Origin of the sequence: Tritonibacter aquimaris (assembly GCF_009617595.1) — a bacterium.
Taxonomy (GTDB): domain Bacteria; phylum Pseudomonadota; class Alphaproteobacteria; order Rhodobacterales; family Rhodobacteraceae; genus Epibacterium; species Epibacterium aquimaris.
Map to the genome: position 1 here is coordinate 22,476 of NZ_WIXK01000008.1, position 14,785 is coordinate 37,260.

The 14,785-nt window shown below is 58.1% G+C and carries 15 protein-coding genes; 8 read left to right on the plus strand and 7 right to left on the minus strand.

Annotated elements, in window-relative coordinates; translation table 11 throughout:
• From GG681_RS14175 to GG681_RS14190, 4 genes are read left to right on the plus strand one after another with little or no spacing between them, the layout of a single operon-like run.
• Positions 1 to 222, plus strand: coding sequence for a DUF2783 domain-containing protein (locus GG681_RS14175; protein ID WP_153548686.1), 222 nt, complete (start codon positions 1 to 3; stop codon positions 220 to 222).
• A complete protein-coding gene (locus GG681_RS14180; RefSeq protein ID WP_153548687.1) occupies positions 206 to 1,240 on the plus strand; it encodes a TRAP transporter substrate-binding protein in 1,035 nt (344 codons plus the stop codon). Before GG681_RS14175 ends, GG681_RS14180 begins: the two co-directional genes overlap by 17 nt.
• Complete coding sequence (locus GG681_RS14185; RefSeq protein ID WP_235899977.1) at positions 1,240 to 1,761, plus strand: TRAP transporter small permease; 522 nt, start codon at positions 1,240 to 1,242, stop codon at positions 1,759 to 1,761. Before GG681_RS14180 ends, GG681_RS14185 begins: the two co-directional genes overlap by 1 nt.
• On the plus strand, positions 1,761 to 3,077 hold the full coding sequence (locus tag GG681_RS14190) for a TRAP transporter large permease (RefSeq protein WP_153548688.1): 1,317 nt from the start codon (positions 1,761 to 1,763) through the stop codon (positions 3,075 to 3,077). Before GG681_RS14185 ends, GG681_RS14190 begins: the two co-directional genes overlap by 1 nt.
• 28 nt (positions 3,078 to 3,105) lie before the next feature.
• Here GG681_RS14190 and GG681_RS14195 read toward each other — a convergent pair whose 3' ends face one another.
• The 7 genes from GG681_RS14195 to GG681_RS14225 form a co-directional block, all read right to left on the minus strand.
• Positions 3,106 to 3,561, minus strand: coding sequence for a MarR family winged helix-turn-helix transcriptional regulator (locus tag GG681_RS14195; RefSeq protein WP_153548689.1), 456 nt, complete (start codon positions 3,559 to 3,561; stop codon positions 3,106 to 3,108).
• Positions 3,562 to 3,654: 93 nt separating this feature from the next.
• A complete protein-coding gene (locus GG681_RS14200; protein ID WP_153548690.1) occupies positions 3,655 to 4,413 on the minus strand; it encodes a PaaX family transcriptional regulator C-terminal domain-containing protein in 759 nt (252 codons plus the stop codon).
• Between the two features lie 31 nt (positions 4,414 to 4,444).
• A complete protein-coding gene (gene paaZ, locus GG681_RS14205; protein WP_153548691.1) occupies positions 4,445 to 6,487 on the minus strand; it encodes a phenylacetic acid degradation bifunctional protein PaaZ in 2,043 nt (680 codons plus the stop codon).
• Positions 6,488 to 6,512: 25 nt separating this feature from the next.
• Positions 6,513 to 7,865 carry a TRAP transporter large permease gene (locus GG681_RS14210; protein WP_153548692.1) on the minus strand — a complete coding sequence of 451 codons (1,353 nt, stop codon included), beginning with the start codon at positions 7,863 to 7,865 and terminating at the stop codon, positions 6,513 to 6,515.
• Positions 7,850 to 8,356 (minus strand): TRAP transporter small permease, encoded by a 507-nt coding sequence (locus GG681_RS14215; protein ID WP_153548693.1) that lies wholly within the window; start codon positions 8,354 to 8,356, stop codon positions 7,850 to 7,852. The genes GG681_RS14210 and GG681_RS14215 overlap by 16 nt, the downstream gene beginning before the upstream one ends.
• Positions 8,357 to 8,429: 73 nt before the next feature.
• Positions 8,430 to 9,449, minus strand: a complete 1,020-nt coding sequence (locus tag GG681_RS14220) for a TRAP transporter substrate-binding protein (protein WP_153548694.1) — start codon at positions 9,447 to 9,449, stop codon at positions 8,430 to 8,432.
• 26 nt (positions 9,450 to 9,475) lie between these two features.
• On the minus strand, positions 9,476 to 11,479 hold the full coding sequence (locus GG681_RS14225; RefSeq protein ID WP_153548695.1) for a 3-hydroxyacyl-CoA dehydrogenase NAD-binding domain-containing protein: 2,004 nt from the start codon (positions 11,477 to 11,479) through the stop codon (positions 9,476 to 9,478).
• A 112-nt stretch (positions 11,480 to 11,591) separates the two neighbouring features.
• Here GG681_RS14225 and paaG point away from each other — a divergent pair, with 112 nt between their 5' ends.
• The 4 genes from paaG to GG681_RS14245 are packed head-to-tail and all read left to right on the plus strand — an operon-like array spanning position 11,592 to position 14,742.
• Positions 11,592 to 12,389, plus strand: a complete 798-nt coding sequence (gene paaG / locus GG681_RS14230; RefSeq protein ID WP_153548696.1) for a 2-(1,2-epoxy-1,2-dihydrophenyl)acetyl-CoA isomerase PaaG — start codon at positions 11,592 to 11,594, stop codon at positions 12,387 to 12,389.
• 2 nt (positions 12,390 to 12,391) lie between these two features.
• Positions 12,392 to 12,817, plus strand: coding sequence for a hydroxyphenylacetyl-CoA thioesterase PaaI (gene paaI, locus GG681_RS14235; protein ID WP_153548697.1), 426 nt, complete (start codon positions 12,392 to 12,394; stop codon positions 12,815 to 12,817).
• Between the two features lie 11 nt (positions 12,818 to 12,828).
• Positions 12,829 to 14,139, plus strand: coding sequence for a phenylacetate--CoA ligase PaaK (gene paaK / locus GG681_RS14240; protein ID WP_153548698.1), 1,311 nt, complete (start codon positions 12,829 to 12,831; stop codon positions 14,137 to 14,139).
• A 3-nt stretch (positions 14,140 to 14,142) separates the two neighbouring features.
• Positions 14,143 to 14,742: a TetR/AcrR family transcriptional regulator gene (locus GG681_RS14245; protein WP_328593400.1), complete on the plus strand. Its 600-nt coding sequence runs from the start codon at positions 14,143 to 14,145 to the stop codon at positions 14,740 to 14,742.
• The last annotated feature ends 43 nt before the right edge of the window (positions 14,743 to 14,785 follow it).

A 14,785-nucleotide genomic window follows, 5' to 3' on the forward strand; every position in this document is an offset into this window, starting at 1 on the left:
ATGGCAGAGCTGATCACCACCCCCAATCTGGCGGATCCGGACAAGTTCTACGCGGCACTGATCGAGGCCTATGAAGGACTGGATACAGACGCAGCAAGCGCCTTTAGTGCGCGGCTTATCCTGCTTTTGAGCAATCACATCGGAGATGATGCGGTATTAAAACGGGCGCTTGAGGAGGCGACCGGCAACACGGAGGAAAATCATAATGTTGGCGACACTTAAAACAATTGTGCGCGCGTCAGCGCTAGCGGCGCTGTCTGCGGGTACCCTGGCTTCAAGCGCCTGGGCCGAAACCGAGCTGGTAATGTCAAGCTGGCTGCCACCGCGCCACCCGATTGTGGTTGGGGCGATGAAGCCTTGGGCCAAAGAAGTAGAAAAAGTGACCGAGGGCCGTGTCAGCGTGCGGGTTCTGGCCCGTCCGCTTGGTGCGCCGCCGGCCCATTATGATATGGCTGAAGAAGGGGTTGCAGATATCACCTATGGTCTGCACTCCTTTACCACCGATGATCGTTTCCAGCGCTCGCGCATTGGGCAGTTTTCCTTCCTCGGCGATGATGCGGTGAGCGCATCTGTGGCGTTCTGGAATGTCTATTCCGGCCCGCTGGATGCCCAGAGCGAGCACCACGGCACCAAGCTGTTGGGCCTGTTTGTTCATGGTCCCGGTGCGCTGCATAACAATGTGCGCAAAATCGAAGCGGATGGGGATCTTTCTGGTCTCAAAATCCGGGTGCCCGGCGGCTATATTGCGGATCTGATGGGTGATCTGGGTGCGAGCACCCTGTTTATGTCATCGGGTGAGGTCTATGAAAAACTCAGCCGTGGCGTGATTGATGGGGTGACCTTCCCAAAAGAAGGGCTGACCGCCTTTAACCTGACCGACGACATCAGCTATTCGCTGAACATTCCCGGCGGCCTGTATAACACCACCTGGTTTCTGGTGATGAACGACGGCAAGTGGAATGAGATCTCTGCCGAGGATCAGGCGGCAATCGAAGCGATTTCCGGCGAGGCGTTTGCCCGTCTGGTGGGCGCAGCCTGGAACAAGGCGGATGGCGCGGCCGTTGATAAGCTGAAATCAGCAGGCATTGATGATCACATGGCGTCTGATGCGCTCGTGGCCAAAATCAAATCTGTGGCGGCCGCCCATGAGGCAAGCTGGGCCGATGCGATTTCTGGTGCGGGCTTTGATGGGGCGGCGGCCCTGGCTGAGCTGCGCAAGCAAACCGGCGTAGACTACTGATGCGGGCCCATCACAGCCATATGTGGCTGCGCCCCCTGTTGGAGCGCAGCCTGGGCCTTGGAGCGGCGCTGATACTTGTGGCGCTGATAGCCATCACCTGTGTGGATGTGGTGGGGCGCTATTTCCTTGATGCGCCGTTGCGCGGTGCGTTTGAATTGACTGAAATTCTGGTGGCAGCGCTGGTGTTTAGTGCGCTGCCCCTTACCACCGAGCGGCAGGAACATGTAGAAGTTGACCTGTTGCAGAGCCTGTTTACCCCGGCCATGAACCGCTGGTGTCAGCTGTTTGCTGGCTTGTTTTCGGCAGCGCTGTTGCTGACTTTTGCGTGGCGACTGCTTTCGCAGGCACTCAAGACCTTACACGACGGCGCTGTAACCAATGCGCTTGAAATCCCGCTGGCACCCTTTGGCTTTCTGGCGGCAGCGGCCTGTTTGATCAGCGCAGTTCTGGCGGGCTTGCGTGGCATTTACCCAGCCGAAATACGTGCCTTCCCGGCGCCATCAGACCAAAAGGACAGCTGATGAGTGAATCTTTGATCGGCTTTGCCATCCTGCTTGTGTTGACACTGTTGCGGGTTCCAATTGCTTTTGCCATGGCGGCGGTGGGCGGTATCGGTTTTGCGCTGATGCGCGGCTGGGAGCCAGCCTGGGCGATGACGGGGCAGGTAGCTTTTGACACCGCGCTATCTTATTCGCTGTCTGTGATCCCTTTGTTTATTTTTATGGGCAATGTGCTGGCGGCTTCAGGCGTGGCGCATGGGCTTTTTGCTGGGGCGGATCGGCTGTTTGGCCGATTTCGCGGTGGGCTGGCGTTGGCGTCGGTGTTTTCCTGCGGGGCGTTTTCCGCCGTGTGCGGATCATCACTGGCCACGGCAGCAACCATGTCAAAAGTGGCGATGCCATCTATGCGCAAATTTGGCTATGATGACCGCCTGGCGACGGGATCGATTGCGGCGGGTGGCACCTTGGGGATCCTTATTCCACCTAGCGTGATCCTGATCATCTATGGGCTGATCACAGAAACTGACATTGCCAAACTGTTTGTTGCGGGCATCCTGCCGGGGCTGATCGGCATTGCCCTGTATCTGGCAGCGGTGCGGATCACCGTGATGATCAACCCGGATCTTGCGCCAGACGTTGAAGAAAAAGAACCGATGGACCGCAAGGACAAGATCGGGGTGATCTGCGTGCTGGGGCTGTTTGCCTTTATCATGATCGGCATCTACGGCGGGTTTTTCACCCCAACCGAGGCTGCGGGCATGGGTGCGGGCGCCTCGGTGCTGATCGCCATCGGATTGCGCACAATGGGCTGGGGCGCGTTCCAAGCAGCGCTGTTTGATAGCATTCGCGCCACTGCGATGATCTTTGCCATTATCATTGGGGCGGAACTGTTCACCAATTTCATCAACTTTGCGGGCTTGCCCGATGCGCTTGCGGATCTGGTGCTGGACAATGAACTGCCGGTCTGGATGGTGATGCTGTCGATCCTGGCGATCTATATGGTTCTGGGCTGTGTGCTAGAGAGCCTGTCGATGATTTTGCTGACGGTGCCGGTATTTTACCCGCTGATGTATCAGCTGCCGTTTGAAAACAGCATGTTGCTCAACCCGGAAAACGCGCTGATCTGGTTTGCGATCATTGTGGTGGTGGCGACCGAAATCAGCCTGATCACCCCGCCGGTTGGAATGAATGTGTTCATTCTGAAGGCGGTGTTGAAGGATGTGTCGCTGGCCACAGTATTTCGCGGAGTATTCCCGTTTTGGGTGGCAGACATCGTGCGCATTGCGTTGCTGGTCTGTCTGCCGGGGCTGTCGCTGTGGCTGGTGGGGCTGATGTAGCCATCAGCCCTTGGCACCTATCTGGCGTTCAATTGTCGGGCAGCGCGTTTTCGCCCTGCTCGGCAATAGCGTTTTCAAGCGCCGAAAGACCCTGTTGCAGCGCCGAAAGATCCGTATCTGACATGCTGGTGAGGATCTGATTGGCGCGGGCCTGAACCTCGGGCAGGATGGCGTTGAACAGCGCCGTGCCCGCATCTGTTGACGTATAAAGCCGCAGACGGCGGTCTTCGGGAGCGACTTGCCGGGTGATCAAGCCCTTGTCCTCAAGCCGTTGCGAGGCGCGGCTAACCTGCACCTTGTCGAGCGTGGTTTTACGAGTAAGTTCCAGCGAGGTGACGCTATTGCCCCCCGCCAGCAGAAACAGCAGCCGCCATTCTTCGCGCGTTAGCCCATGCTGGCGGCCGTACACATCCACAAGGTTGCGCGAAAAGGCCTCAGCCGTGGCGGCGAGTCGATAGGGAAAGAAGTCATCAAGTACAGTCATGGTAGGGCAACTATGGCATGGAATCATTCGTTGCGTCTGCAACAAACTGTGTTGCGTGCCCGTATTTTACTTAGGTTTTCAAAAATCACACCTCTATTCCAGCAGATCCACGCCTTGTTGGGGAAACTGGCAAAGCAGGCGCTGGCAGAGGTTGCGGCACGCTGCGCCGCTCCAGTCTGGGCCAAAGGCGTGATCGGGCAACGGCGGCAGTTTCAACACGATCCGTCGCCAGCTGTGCACCAGCAGAATGCGCAGCGTTGCGATCTGTAGCGGGCTGAGCGTGCCGCTGTTGTCAATGTCGGCGCAAAGCGCGGAAAGCTGGGTGGCAAGTTCCGCCGCATCGGTGCGGGTATCCTCATCGCAAAGCCGATCGAGGATCCAGCCGGGCAAAGGGGCACCGGGCTGGATTTCATGACAGATGTATTCGGCATCCTTAGGGTTCAGATTGCTGACAAAGCTTTGCGCGCCAAGCGACACAGCGCCATCGGGACGCGGGCTTTGGGCGGGGCCAAGGCAGAGCCAGGCCTGCGTGGCCAAAGGATCCGCTGCGTAGATGACCGGGCGCGCTTTGAGCGTTTCTTCGCGCCCCAAAGGGGTGAGGAAATAATTGCTGCTGCGCCCTGTTTTCTGGCTGATGATCCAGCCGTTTTTGCGCAAACGGTGCAGCGCCACCCGCATGGCTTCGGGTTTGATGCCAATTTCGGTGCAAATCGCGGTGAGGGTCGCGCCTGAGATGTGGATATCTGCGCCCTGGGTAAGTTCCCCAAAGACTGTAACCAGAAAAGACCAGACCCGCGGGGTCTGGCCGTTGAGAAAGGCGGCGACAAGCTGGCGAAATTGCTCAGTGTTCATCTCACCTGTCTAGGTTGGATAGGCCCGCGCTTCAAGCGGGCTTGGCATAGGCATTCATGGTCAAAAGCTCATATTCAGCCACAAGTTCAGCGTTTTGGTTGCTGAGCGTCACATGCCAGCGCACTTCGCCATATTCATCATTGCGTGGGGTCTTCTGTTTCACCGTTAGGCGCACGCGGATGCTGTCTCCGGCTTCGACTGGTTTCATGAAACGCAGCTTATCAAGGCCAGTATTGGCCAGAACCGGCCCTTCATTGGGTTCCACAAACATGCCGGCCGCAAAGCTGATCAACAGATAGCCGTGCGCGACGCGATCGGGGAAGAAGGGATTTCGCTTGGCCGCCTCTGCATCCATATGCGCATAAAACCGATCGCCGGTGAAATTTGCAAATGTCTCGATATCGTCAAGCGTGATTTCACGCGGTTCGGTATAAAGGGTTTCGCCAATTTCCAGCGCGTTGAAATCGCGGGTAAACGGATGCGCGTGTTCTGTGATCTCGGCAGCACCGGGCACCCAGCGTGGGCCAATCGCGCTGAGAATATCAGGTGAGCCCTGCACCGCGGTGCGCTGCATGTAATGCATCACGCCACGCACGCCGCCCATTTCTTCACCGCCGCCGGCACGACCGGGGCCGCCGTGTACCATATGGGGCAGGGGAGAGCCGTGGCCGGTGCTTTCTTTCATTGAGGTGCGGTTGTTGAAATACAGTCGCCCGTGGTAGGCACCCGCCCCTGCCACCACCTGTCGTGCCACATCGCCATCCTGGGTGATCACCGAGGCCACAAGACTGCCTTCGCCGCGGTTTGCGAGCGTGACGGCGTGGTCAATATCGCGGTAACCCATGATGGTTGAAACCGGACCAAAGGCTTCTTTGCTGTGCACAATGCTGGCCGTGTCGGGGTTCTGGCAGTGAAACAGCATTGGCGGCACAAAGGCCCCGGTTTCATGGTCCGCCCCTGTCAGGGCAAAATCATCCGGGTTGCCAAAGACGCGTTCCGCCTCGCGGCTGATTTCAGCGGCGGTGGCCAATACATCGTGACGTTGTGCCTGTGACACCAGTGCGCCCATGCGCACGCCTTCCACGCGGGGGTCACCAATCACGGTTTTGCTGAGCCGGGCGCTGAGCGCGTCAATCACCGCATCTGTCTGCGCCTCGGGCACGATAATGCGGCGGATGGCGGTGCATTTCTGCCCCGCTTTGGTGGTCATCTCGCGCTGCACCTCTTTGACAAAGAGATCAAATTCCGGCGTGCCCGGTGTGGCATCGGGGCCCAGGATCGATGCGTTTAGGCTGTCTTGTTCGGCAACAAAACGGATTGAGTTTTCCAAAATATGCGGTGCGGAACGCAGCTGCAGCGCGGTGCTCGCAGAGCCTGTGAAACTGACCACATCCTGATGGGTGAGGCGATCCAGCATATCACCGAGCCCGCCGGACACGAGCTGCAGGGCTCCAGCAGGGAGGATACCACTGTCGAGCATGATGCGCACCGCGCGCTCGGTCACATAACAGGTGGCGGTGGCGGGTTTGACAATAGCGGGAACCCCCGCAAGCAGGGTGGGGGCGAGCTTTTCCAGCATCCCCCAGACCGGGAAATTAAATGCGTTGATATGAACCGCGACACCGCGCAAAGGCGTGCAGATGTGCTGACCCAGGAAGGTGCCGTTGCGCGAGAGTTGTTCAACCTCGCCATCCAGATAGACCTGCGCATCCGGCAGCTCACGTCGACCTTTGGAGGCAAATACAAACATGGTCCCAATACCGCCATCGATGTCGATCATATGGTCAGACTGGGTCGCGCCGGTGGCAAAGCTGATATCATAGAGCGCGTCTTTGTGTTTGCCGAGCTCAATCGCCAGCGCCTTGAGCATGCGGGCACGATCATGGAAGCTGAGCGCGCGCAGGGCCGGGCCACCAACGTTGCGCGCATACTCCAGCATTGCACCACAATCGAGCGCGCTGTTGCCTGCGCGCGCAAGGGGCGCGCCGGTGACTGCATTGGCGATCTCACGGGCATTGGCATCGGGGATGATCCACTGGCCAGCGGCGAAGCTTTTGACGTCAATCAGGGACATGGTGATACTCCTGTGCGGGGCGGGCCTAGTGGCCAAGCGCCCCCATATGATTGGGAAGGAAGAGAACAAGCGAGGGCAGCAGTACGATCAGTACAAGGCGCAAAATGTCAGCCGCCCAGAACGGGGTGACGCCGCGAAACACGGTTGCAGTGGTGACATCGCCCACCACCCCTTTGAGGATGAAGACATTCAGCCCAACCGGCGGAGTAATGAGTGAAATCTCAACCACCACCACAACCACAATGCCAAACCAGATTGGGTCAAAACCTAGCGACGTGATCAGCGGGAAAAAGATCGGCACCGTCAGCAAAAGCATCGACAGGCTTTCAAACACGCAGCCCAGCACCACATAGACCAGCAGGATCAGCACGATCACCGTGAAGGGCGAAACGTTGTTGGCACTGACAAGGTTGATCAGCGCTTCAGGTAGCCCTGCAAGATTCACAAAGTTGGAAAACACTTGCGCACCGATCAGCACCGCAAACAGGCTGGCGGTGGTAAAAGAGGTTTCGCGCAGCACATCAAAGATGTCGCTGATACGCAGCCCACCACGTGCTAGCGCAATGGCAAAGGCACCCATTGCGCCCATGCCTGCGGCCTCAGTCGGCGAAAACGTGAGATTGAGCGGTGCAACATCAAAGATACCATAAAGCCCACCAATCACGAGGAAAAACAGCAACAGCACCGCCCAGACACCGCGCAGCGCAGTGATGCGGGAACGCCAGCTGGTTTTGGGGCCAGCAGGGCCCGCAGCAGGATTGCGGAACACGCTCCAGCGCACCGCGAGCAGATAGAACAGAATGCCAAGCAGCCCCGGTATGATCCCGGCCATGAACAGTTTGCCGATCGAGGTTTCCGTTAGCAGGCCGTAAATCACCAGGATCACGCTGGGCGGGATCAGAATGCCCAATGTGCCGCCCGCCGCGATCGACGCAGTAGAGAGCTGGTCGGAGTAATCAAAGCGGCGCATTTCCGGCATTGCAACTTTGGACATGGTGGCAGCAGTGGCCAGCGATGAGCCACAGATCGCGGAGAAACCACCGCAGGCCATCACAGTCGCCATGGCAAGGCCGCCGCGAAAATGGCCCAGAAAGGCATTGGACACTGCATAAAGCTCGCGCGCCATGCCGCCTTTGTTCACGAATAGGCCCATCATAATGAACAGCGGGATGACCGATAGGCCGTAATCCTGTGCGGTATCGGTGATCTGGCGGCCCACCATAGACAGCGCCGCCTTGAGCCCGCGTTCATCAAACATGCTGCCACCGCGGATATGGGCAACGCCAAAGGTGCCCACGATCCCCATTGCAAACACAATGGGCATGCGCACCAGAACCAGGACTAAAACAATGGCAAAGCCGATTAATGCGCTTTCCATGCAAGCACCTTTTTGGTTTGGGAGGGGAACAGCAGAATGGCGAGACCACAGGCCACCATGCACAGCGCAGTCAGCGTTACCGAGAGCGCGATAAAGCCCATGGGCAAATATTGTGGAATGCCGATGTATTCGGTGACATCCCCATAAGAGCGGGTGCGGTCCATCAGGGTCCAGAGCCGCCCAACGGGCCAGAACAGCAGACCGCCACAGACCAGATAGAGCAGCGCATCGCGCAGGGTCGACAGCTGGAAGCGATCAAACAGCGTATCTGTCAGATCGACTGCAATCTGGCTGCGGCTAAGGGTGACATGGGGCATCACGGCAAAGACGGTGATCGCCACCAGAATACGTGTGAGTTCAGTTGCTTCTTGGATTGGAGCGTCAAAACTGGAGCGCGCGACCACATCGCAAAAAGTCATGATCATCAGCAAAAACAGGGCTGCCGCGGCCAGCCAAACCGGCGCGTTGACGCACAAACGGAGGTATTTCATCAAAGGTGTCCTTTGCTAGCGATCCGACGCGCACGGTTTGTGCGCGTCGGTCTGGCTCAGGGTCTGGCTCAGGTTAGTTCTGGGCGAGGTTCGCGCGGAAGGTTTTCAGCGCAGCTGTGGCATCAATACCTTTGGCAGAGACCTCTTCGATCACGGCGCTTTCGACTTCGGCAGCGATGCTGTCAAAACGGCCAAGATCGGCGTCGCTGATCAACACATTGGTGTTGCCGTTGGTGGCGTTGGTGAGGTCAATCGCTTCAACATCGGCGGCGTCCCAGGCTTCACCCGCCTTGCGGCTGAGGGTCGGGCCAAACACCTTGTCCTGAAGGGCGGTGCGCAGGTCTTCGGGCAGGTCTGCCAGCACGTCTTCGTTCATGATGAAGGCAAAAGAGCCGCGAAAGAAACCACCGGGTACGGAATAGAAATGCGGGGCCACTTCGGTGAGGCGGAAGCTTTTGCGGCTCTCGGTTACCATCATCACCCCATCTGCGGCTTTAGACGCCAGGGTTTCATAGACCTTTGGCGCGGGCACTTTGATGCCGGTGGCCTGCAGTTTACCGCCAATATCAGAGGCAACACCGCCAGGCATACGCAGTTTCAGCCCGGCGATATCATCAAGGCCTTCAATGGCGCTGCCAGTGTGGAGCTGGCCGGGGCCATGTACCATCAGGCCGACCACCTCTACGCCGCGGTGCTCGTTCAGTTTCGCAAGATGAGACTGATGCAGATCCCAGTAAGCGGCAGAAAGATCAGCGGCGCTGGCTTCTACGCGGGGCAGTTCCACCAGCTTGTAGCCGGTAAAGCGGCCGGGCTGGTAGCCGTGGAACACATAAGCAATGTCCACTGCGCCATCAAGCACCAGATCCATCTGTGCTGGTGGCGGGGCAAGGCCCATGCGAACCTCGGTGGTGACGCGCCCATCTGTGGCCTCTTCGACCATGGCTTGAAGCCCGGTCAGGATTTCACTGTTGATAATATGGGTGGGCGGCACCCAGCTTGAGACCACCAGCGTGTGTTCGGCCTCAGCCTGTGCAAATGACGCGCTGCACATCAGTGCTGCGGCAATAGATGCAAGTTTGGTTTTTAGTGACATTGGATCTCCTCCCTCAAAGGTCCAGTTCAGGTGAAGCGGCGCGCGCGCCGCCAGCTGTTCGGGCTGCTCTCCTCCAGAGCGGCCAGAGCCTCTTGAATTTTGCTGTTCCCCAGTGCTTGGGCTGCCTGCATCGGGCCGCCGCGCCAGCGCGGGAAGCCGTAGCCATGCACTTTGACCAGATCGACAGCGGCATCAGATTGGGCGATGCCTTCCTCCACGATGCGCGCGCCCTCATTGGCCATGACAGCCAGCAACAGGGTTTGAATTTCGGTGGCTGAGAAACTGCGGCGGGTGATGGATTGCTGCTGGGAATAATCCTCGATCAGCGTGGTGACAGCTGAATCGGGCAGGGGTTTGCGCCCCTCATAGCGATACCAGCCCGCGCCTGCGCGCTGACCAAAGCGACCCATTTCGCACAGCTGATCACCAAGGGTGACATAGCGTTCGTTGGCGGGCCGGTCTGCGTCCTGACGGCGGCGGTTGGCCTCGGCGATTTGCAACCCGCTCATGTCTTGGGCTTCAAATGGACCCATCGCCAGACCGTATGCGCGCATGGCGGCGTCAATCTCTTGCGGCAATGCACCATCTGCCAGCAGATATTCAGCGGCACGGCGGTAGGCGGCCAGAATACGGTTGCCGATAAAGCCATCACAGATCCCCGCCTGCACCGGCAATTTGCCAAGACTGCGGGCAAAGGCAAAGGCGCTGGCAAGGGTTTCGGTTGATCCGTCAGTCAAGGCGACCACCTCAACCAGTTTCATGATATGCGCGGGCGAAAAGAAATGCAGGCCAAGACAGCGGCTGCGATCGCGCACTGGGGCAAAGATCTCTTCGGGGTTCAGATAGGATGTATTGGTCGCAAGCAACGTGTGCGGCGCAGCGATTTGATCGAGTTCGGCCATGACGTTTTGTTTGACGCTGAGCTCTTCAAACACCGCTTCAATCACCAGATCGGCGTTGGCTGCGGCGCTGTAGCCCTCGGCAATGGTGCAGTCTGCCAGCAGTTGATCAAAACGGGATTGGCTGATTTTGCCCCGCTGGCGTGCGCCATCCAACAGACGCGTGAGGGTTTCGCGCGCGCGCTCTACCCCGGCGGCGTCGCGTTCACAGAGCGCAACATTCATCCCCTTGAGCAGACAGGCCGCCGCAATGCCAGACCCCATCAGCCCGCCGCCGATTACCACTATATTATTGAGTGTGGCGGCAGTGATGTCGCGCAATGCAGTGGGGCGGGTGACGGCGCGTTCGGCAAAAAACACATGGCGCAGGGCTTTGCTTTCGTTGGATTGACGCAGCTCCAGATGCAGGGCGCGTTCTTTTTTCTGACCCTCAGCAAAGGGGGTGATTGCCCAGCTCAGCGCATCCAGGTTTAGCAGTGGTGATTGCTGGCCACGGCTGCGCCCAATGAGAGTTGCACGTTTTTCCGTAAGCCAATCCGCATCCAGCAGCGGCGTGTCGCGCTGCGACACTGGTGTCGGGCGCGGCGCATCAAAATCCTTGGCGGCCTGCATGAGATCATCAGCAATCAGATCAATCCCACCGTGTTCCAACATTGTGTCAGTGGACAGCAGTTTGCCACTACAAGCCATATCTGCCGCCAACTCCCAGCCCAGAAGGCGCGGCGCGCGTTGGCTACCACCAGCACCGGGGATAAGGCCAACGTTGACTTCGGGCAGGCCAAAACGTGTGCCCGGCGCAGCGATGCGCCAAGCGCAGGCCATGGCGATTTCCAGCCCGCCGCCAAGGACATTTCCATGCAGCAGTGCCAGAAACGGGGTGTCGCTTTGCTCAATTGCATCCACCACATCCGGCAGATGTGGCTCTTGCGGTGGCTGGTCAAATTCGGACATGTCCCCGCCGGCAATGAAGCTGCGTCCTGCACAAGAGAGCACCGCACGGCGGCAGCCCTGCACCTCATTCACCGCCAAGAGCAGTTCATGACGCAGTTGAGTAGAGGTGGCATTTACCGGCGGGTTGTTGATCTCAACCCAGGCGATCCCCTCGGAGACTGCGATGCTGACAAGGCCCATTCTGCGTTTCCCTATGGTTGTGGCGGTGCGTCGGTGGATTCGTATTGAAATATTGACCGACCGGTCGGACTATGCAAGATTATTTTTACAAAACCGTTGAGGGAGGCTGCGGATGAGTGAAGAAATTCTGGTTCAAGTCCATGAAAATTGGGCGGAAATTACCCTAAATCGGCCGGATCGGTTGAATGCGTTCAATGAGACGATGCATCTGTCGCTGCATGCGGCTTTGGATGATATCAGGGCGCAGGTTGAGGCGCGGGAGGTGCGCGCACTGCTTTTCACGGGCGCGGGACGCGGCTTTTGTGCAGGGCAGGATCTGGGAGATCGGGACCCCGCCAAAATGGAAGGCGCGCCGGATCTGGGTGATACGGTACGCAGGTTTTACGCGCCACTGGTACGGCGTCTGCGGGACATGCCCTGCCCGGTGGTCTGTGCCGTCAACGGGGTTGCAGCGGGTGCGGGGGCTTCGGTTGCGCTGGCCTGTGATATGGTGCTGGCCGCGGAAAGTGCAAAATTCATCCAGTCTTTTGCCAAGGTTGGCCTGATCCCGGATACAGGTGGCAGCTGGCATCTGCCGCGTCTGTTGGGTGAAGCGCGCGCCAAGGGCCTTGCGATGACGGGTGCACCGATTTCGGCAGCACAGGCCGCCGATTGGGGGCTGATCTGGCAGATGCTCCCTGACGCAGAACTGATGCAGGGCGCGCGCGCCCTAACGGCGCAGCTGGCAGCAGGCCCAACCCTTGGACTGGCGTCAACCAAACAGGCCATTCACGCCGCTGCGCAAAACTCATTGGATGCACATCTGGAGCTGGAAGCCGATCTGATGAAGGTCTGTGGCGAAAGCGCCGACTACGCCGAAGGTGTTGCCGCATTTTTGCAAAAACGTCCCGCCGCGTTTCAGGGGCGTTGACAATGACCCCCGAGGAAAAAGCCCATAAATCCGCTGTTGCCATGTGGGATGAGGATCACGCCTCAAAATGGCTTGGCATGGAACTTGTGCAAGTGGCGGAAGGGGCGGCCACGCTCAGCCTTGTGGTGCAGCAGCACCATTGCAATGGGCATGGCAATTGCCATGGTGGGGTAACATTTGCCCTGGCAGACAGCGCCTTTGCTTTTGCGTGCAACAGTCGGAACGAAAGGAGTGTCGCACAGCATAATCTTATCAACTACATCGCACCCGCCCGCGCGGGAGATGTGCTGAAAGCCGTTGCGCAGGAGGTCTCATTGCAGGGACGCAGCGGCATTTATGATGTGCAGATTTTCAACCAGCACGATCAGTTGATCGCCACCTTCCGGGGCATGTCCCGCAAGGTTCAAGGCCAATTATTCGAGGAATGAGGAGATCCTCCATGAAAGATTTGTCACCGCGGACCAGTGATCTGGACCCGATTGAAACCGCGTCCATTGATGAAATCCGTGCTTTGCAGCTGAAGCGAATGCAATGGTCGCTGCAACATGCCTATGACAATGTGCCGCTTTATAAGCAGCGCTTTGATGACGCCGGGGTCCATCCCAGCGATCTGAAACAACTGAGCGATCTGGCCAAGTTTCCGTTCACCTACAAAAAGGATCTGGTGGACAACTACCCCTTTGGTCTGTTTGCCGTGCCACGCGCCGATATTTTGCGCCTGCATGCTTCATCGGGGACAACCGGGCGCGCGACCGTGGTGGGTTATACCAAAAACGATCTGTCCATGTGGGCGGATGTGGTGAAGCGTTCGCTGATGGCAGCAGGCCTGCGCGCAGGTGATCTGATCCACAACGCGTATGGCTATGGGCTGTTCACGGGCGGGCTTGGCGCGCACGCGGGCATCGAACGGCTGGGTGCAACCGTGGTGCCGATGGGCGGCGGGCAGACTGACAAACAGGTGGGGCTTATCCAGGATTTCCAGCCCAACGGCATTCTGGTGACACCTTCTTATATGCTCAACATCCTCGAAGGGTTCCGTCGTGCGGGCGTTGATCCGCGGGAAAGCTCACTGCAGGTGGGCGTGTTTGGTGCCGAAAGCTGGACCAATGCGATGCGGGCTGAGGTTGAAGACGCCTTTGATATGCATGCGGTTGATATCTATGGCCTGTCGGAAATCATCGGCCCCGGCGTTGCCAATGAATGTGTCGAGACCAAAGATGGTCTGCATATCTGGGAAGATCACTTCTACCCCGAAATCATTAATCCGGCGACCGGTGAAGTGGTGGAAGACGGCCAGGAAGGTGAGCTGGTACTGACCACCATCACCAAAGAAGGCATGCCGATGATCCGCTACCGCACCCGCGATCTGACGCGACTGATGCCGGGCACCGCACGTTCCATGCGGCGGATGGCGAAAATCACCGGCCGCTCCGATGATATGATGATCCTGCGTGGGGTGAATGTATTCCCAACCCAAGTGGAAGAGCAGGTGCTGGCGCAAGGCGGCCTAGCCCCGCATTTCCAGATTGAGCTGTTCAAATCCGGCCGGATGGATGCGATGCGGGTTAATGCCGAAGCGCGTGAGGCCGAAGCCAGCACAGATGCGCGTGCAAATTCAGCAAAGATGTTGACCAAACGCATTAAAGATATCATCGGCATATCGGTCGAGGTTGTGGTGCACGCACCGGGATCTATAGAACGCTCACAAGGCAAGGCCGTGCGTGTGATTGATAAACGAGACAAGGATTAACCAGTGGCGCGAACCATAGCAAAAGACCACAACGAGAAACGCGACCATATTCTGAAGACAGCGGCGCAGGTCTTTGCAGATGAAGGACTGGCCCGTGCCTCTATGGCACAGGTCGCCCGTGCCTGTGGCATTAGCAAGGCCAATATCTATCACTATTACAACAGCAAGGATGCCTTGCTGTTTGATATTCTAGACAGTTATCTGAAAGAGCTGCGCGACCAGATCTGCACCGCCGAATGTGGCAGCGAGGATGCAATCGAAAGGCTGACCCATATTCTGTCGGTGATCTTGATTGCCTATCAGGGCATGGACGCGGAACATAAGATCCAGACCGAAGGAATTGCCCTGTTACCCGAGGCGCAGCAGGATATCCTAAAAGGGTATCAGCGCGAAATGGTGCTGCATCTGAGTGAGATCCTGCGCACAATCGCACCGCAGGTGCTGGAACAAGACCGGGCCAAGCTGCATGCCGCAACCATGTCGGTCTTTGGCATGATCAACTGGTATTATATGTGGAATAAGGATGCGGACGCCCAGGCGCGTTCAGACTATGCAGAGCTTGTTGCCAAGCTGACCGTGAACGGGGTTCAGGGGCTGGCGTGATCCGACAGCGCGTGGCGCTGCCGGTCGGTGTGTGTCTGGCCGT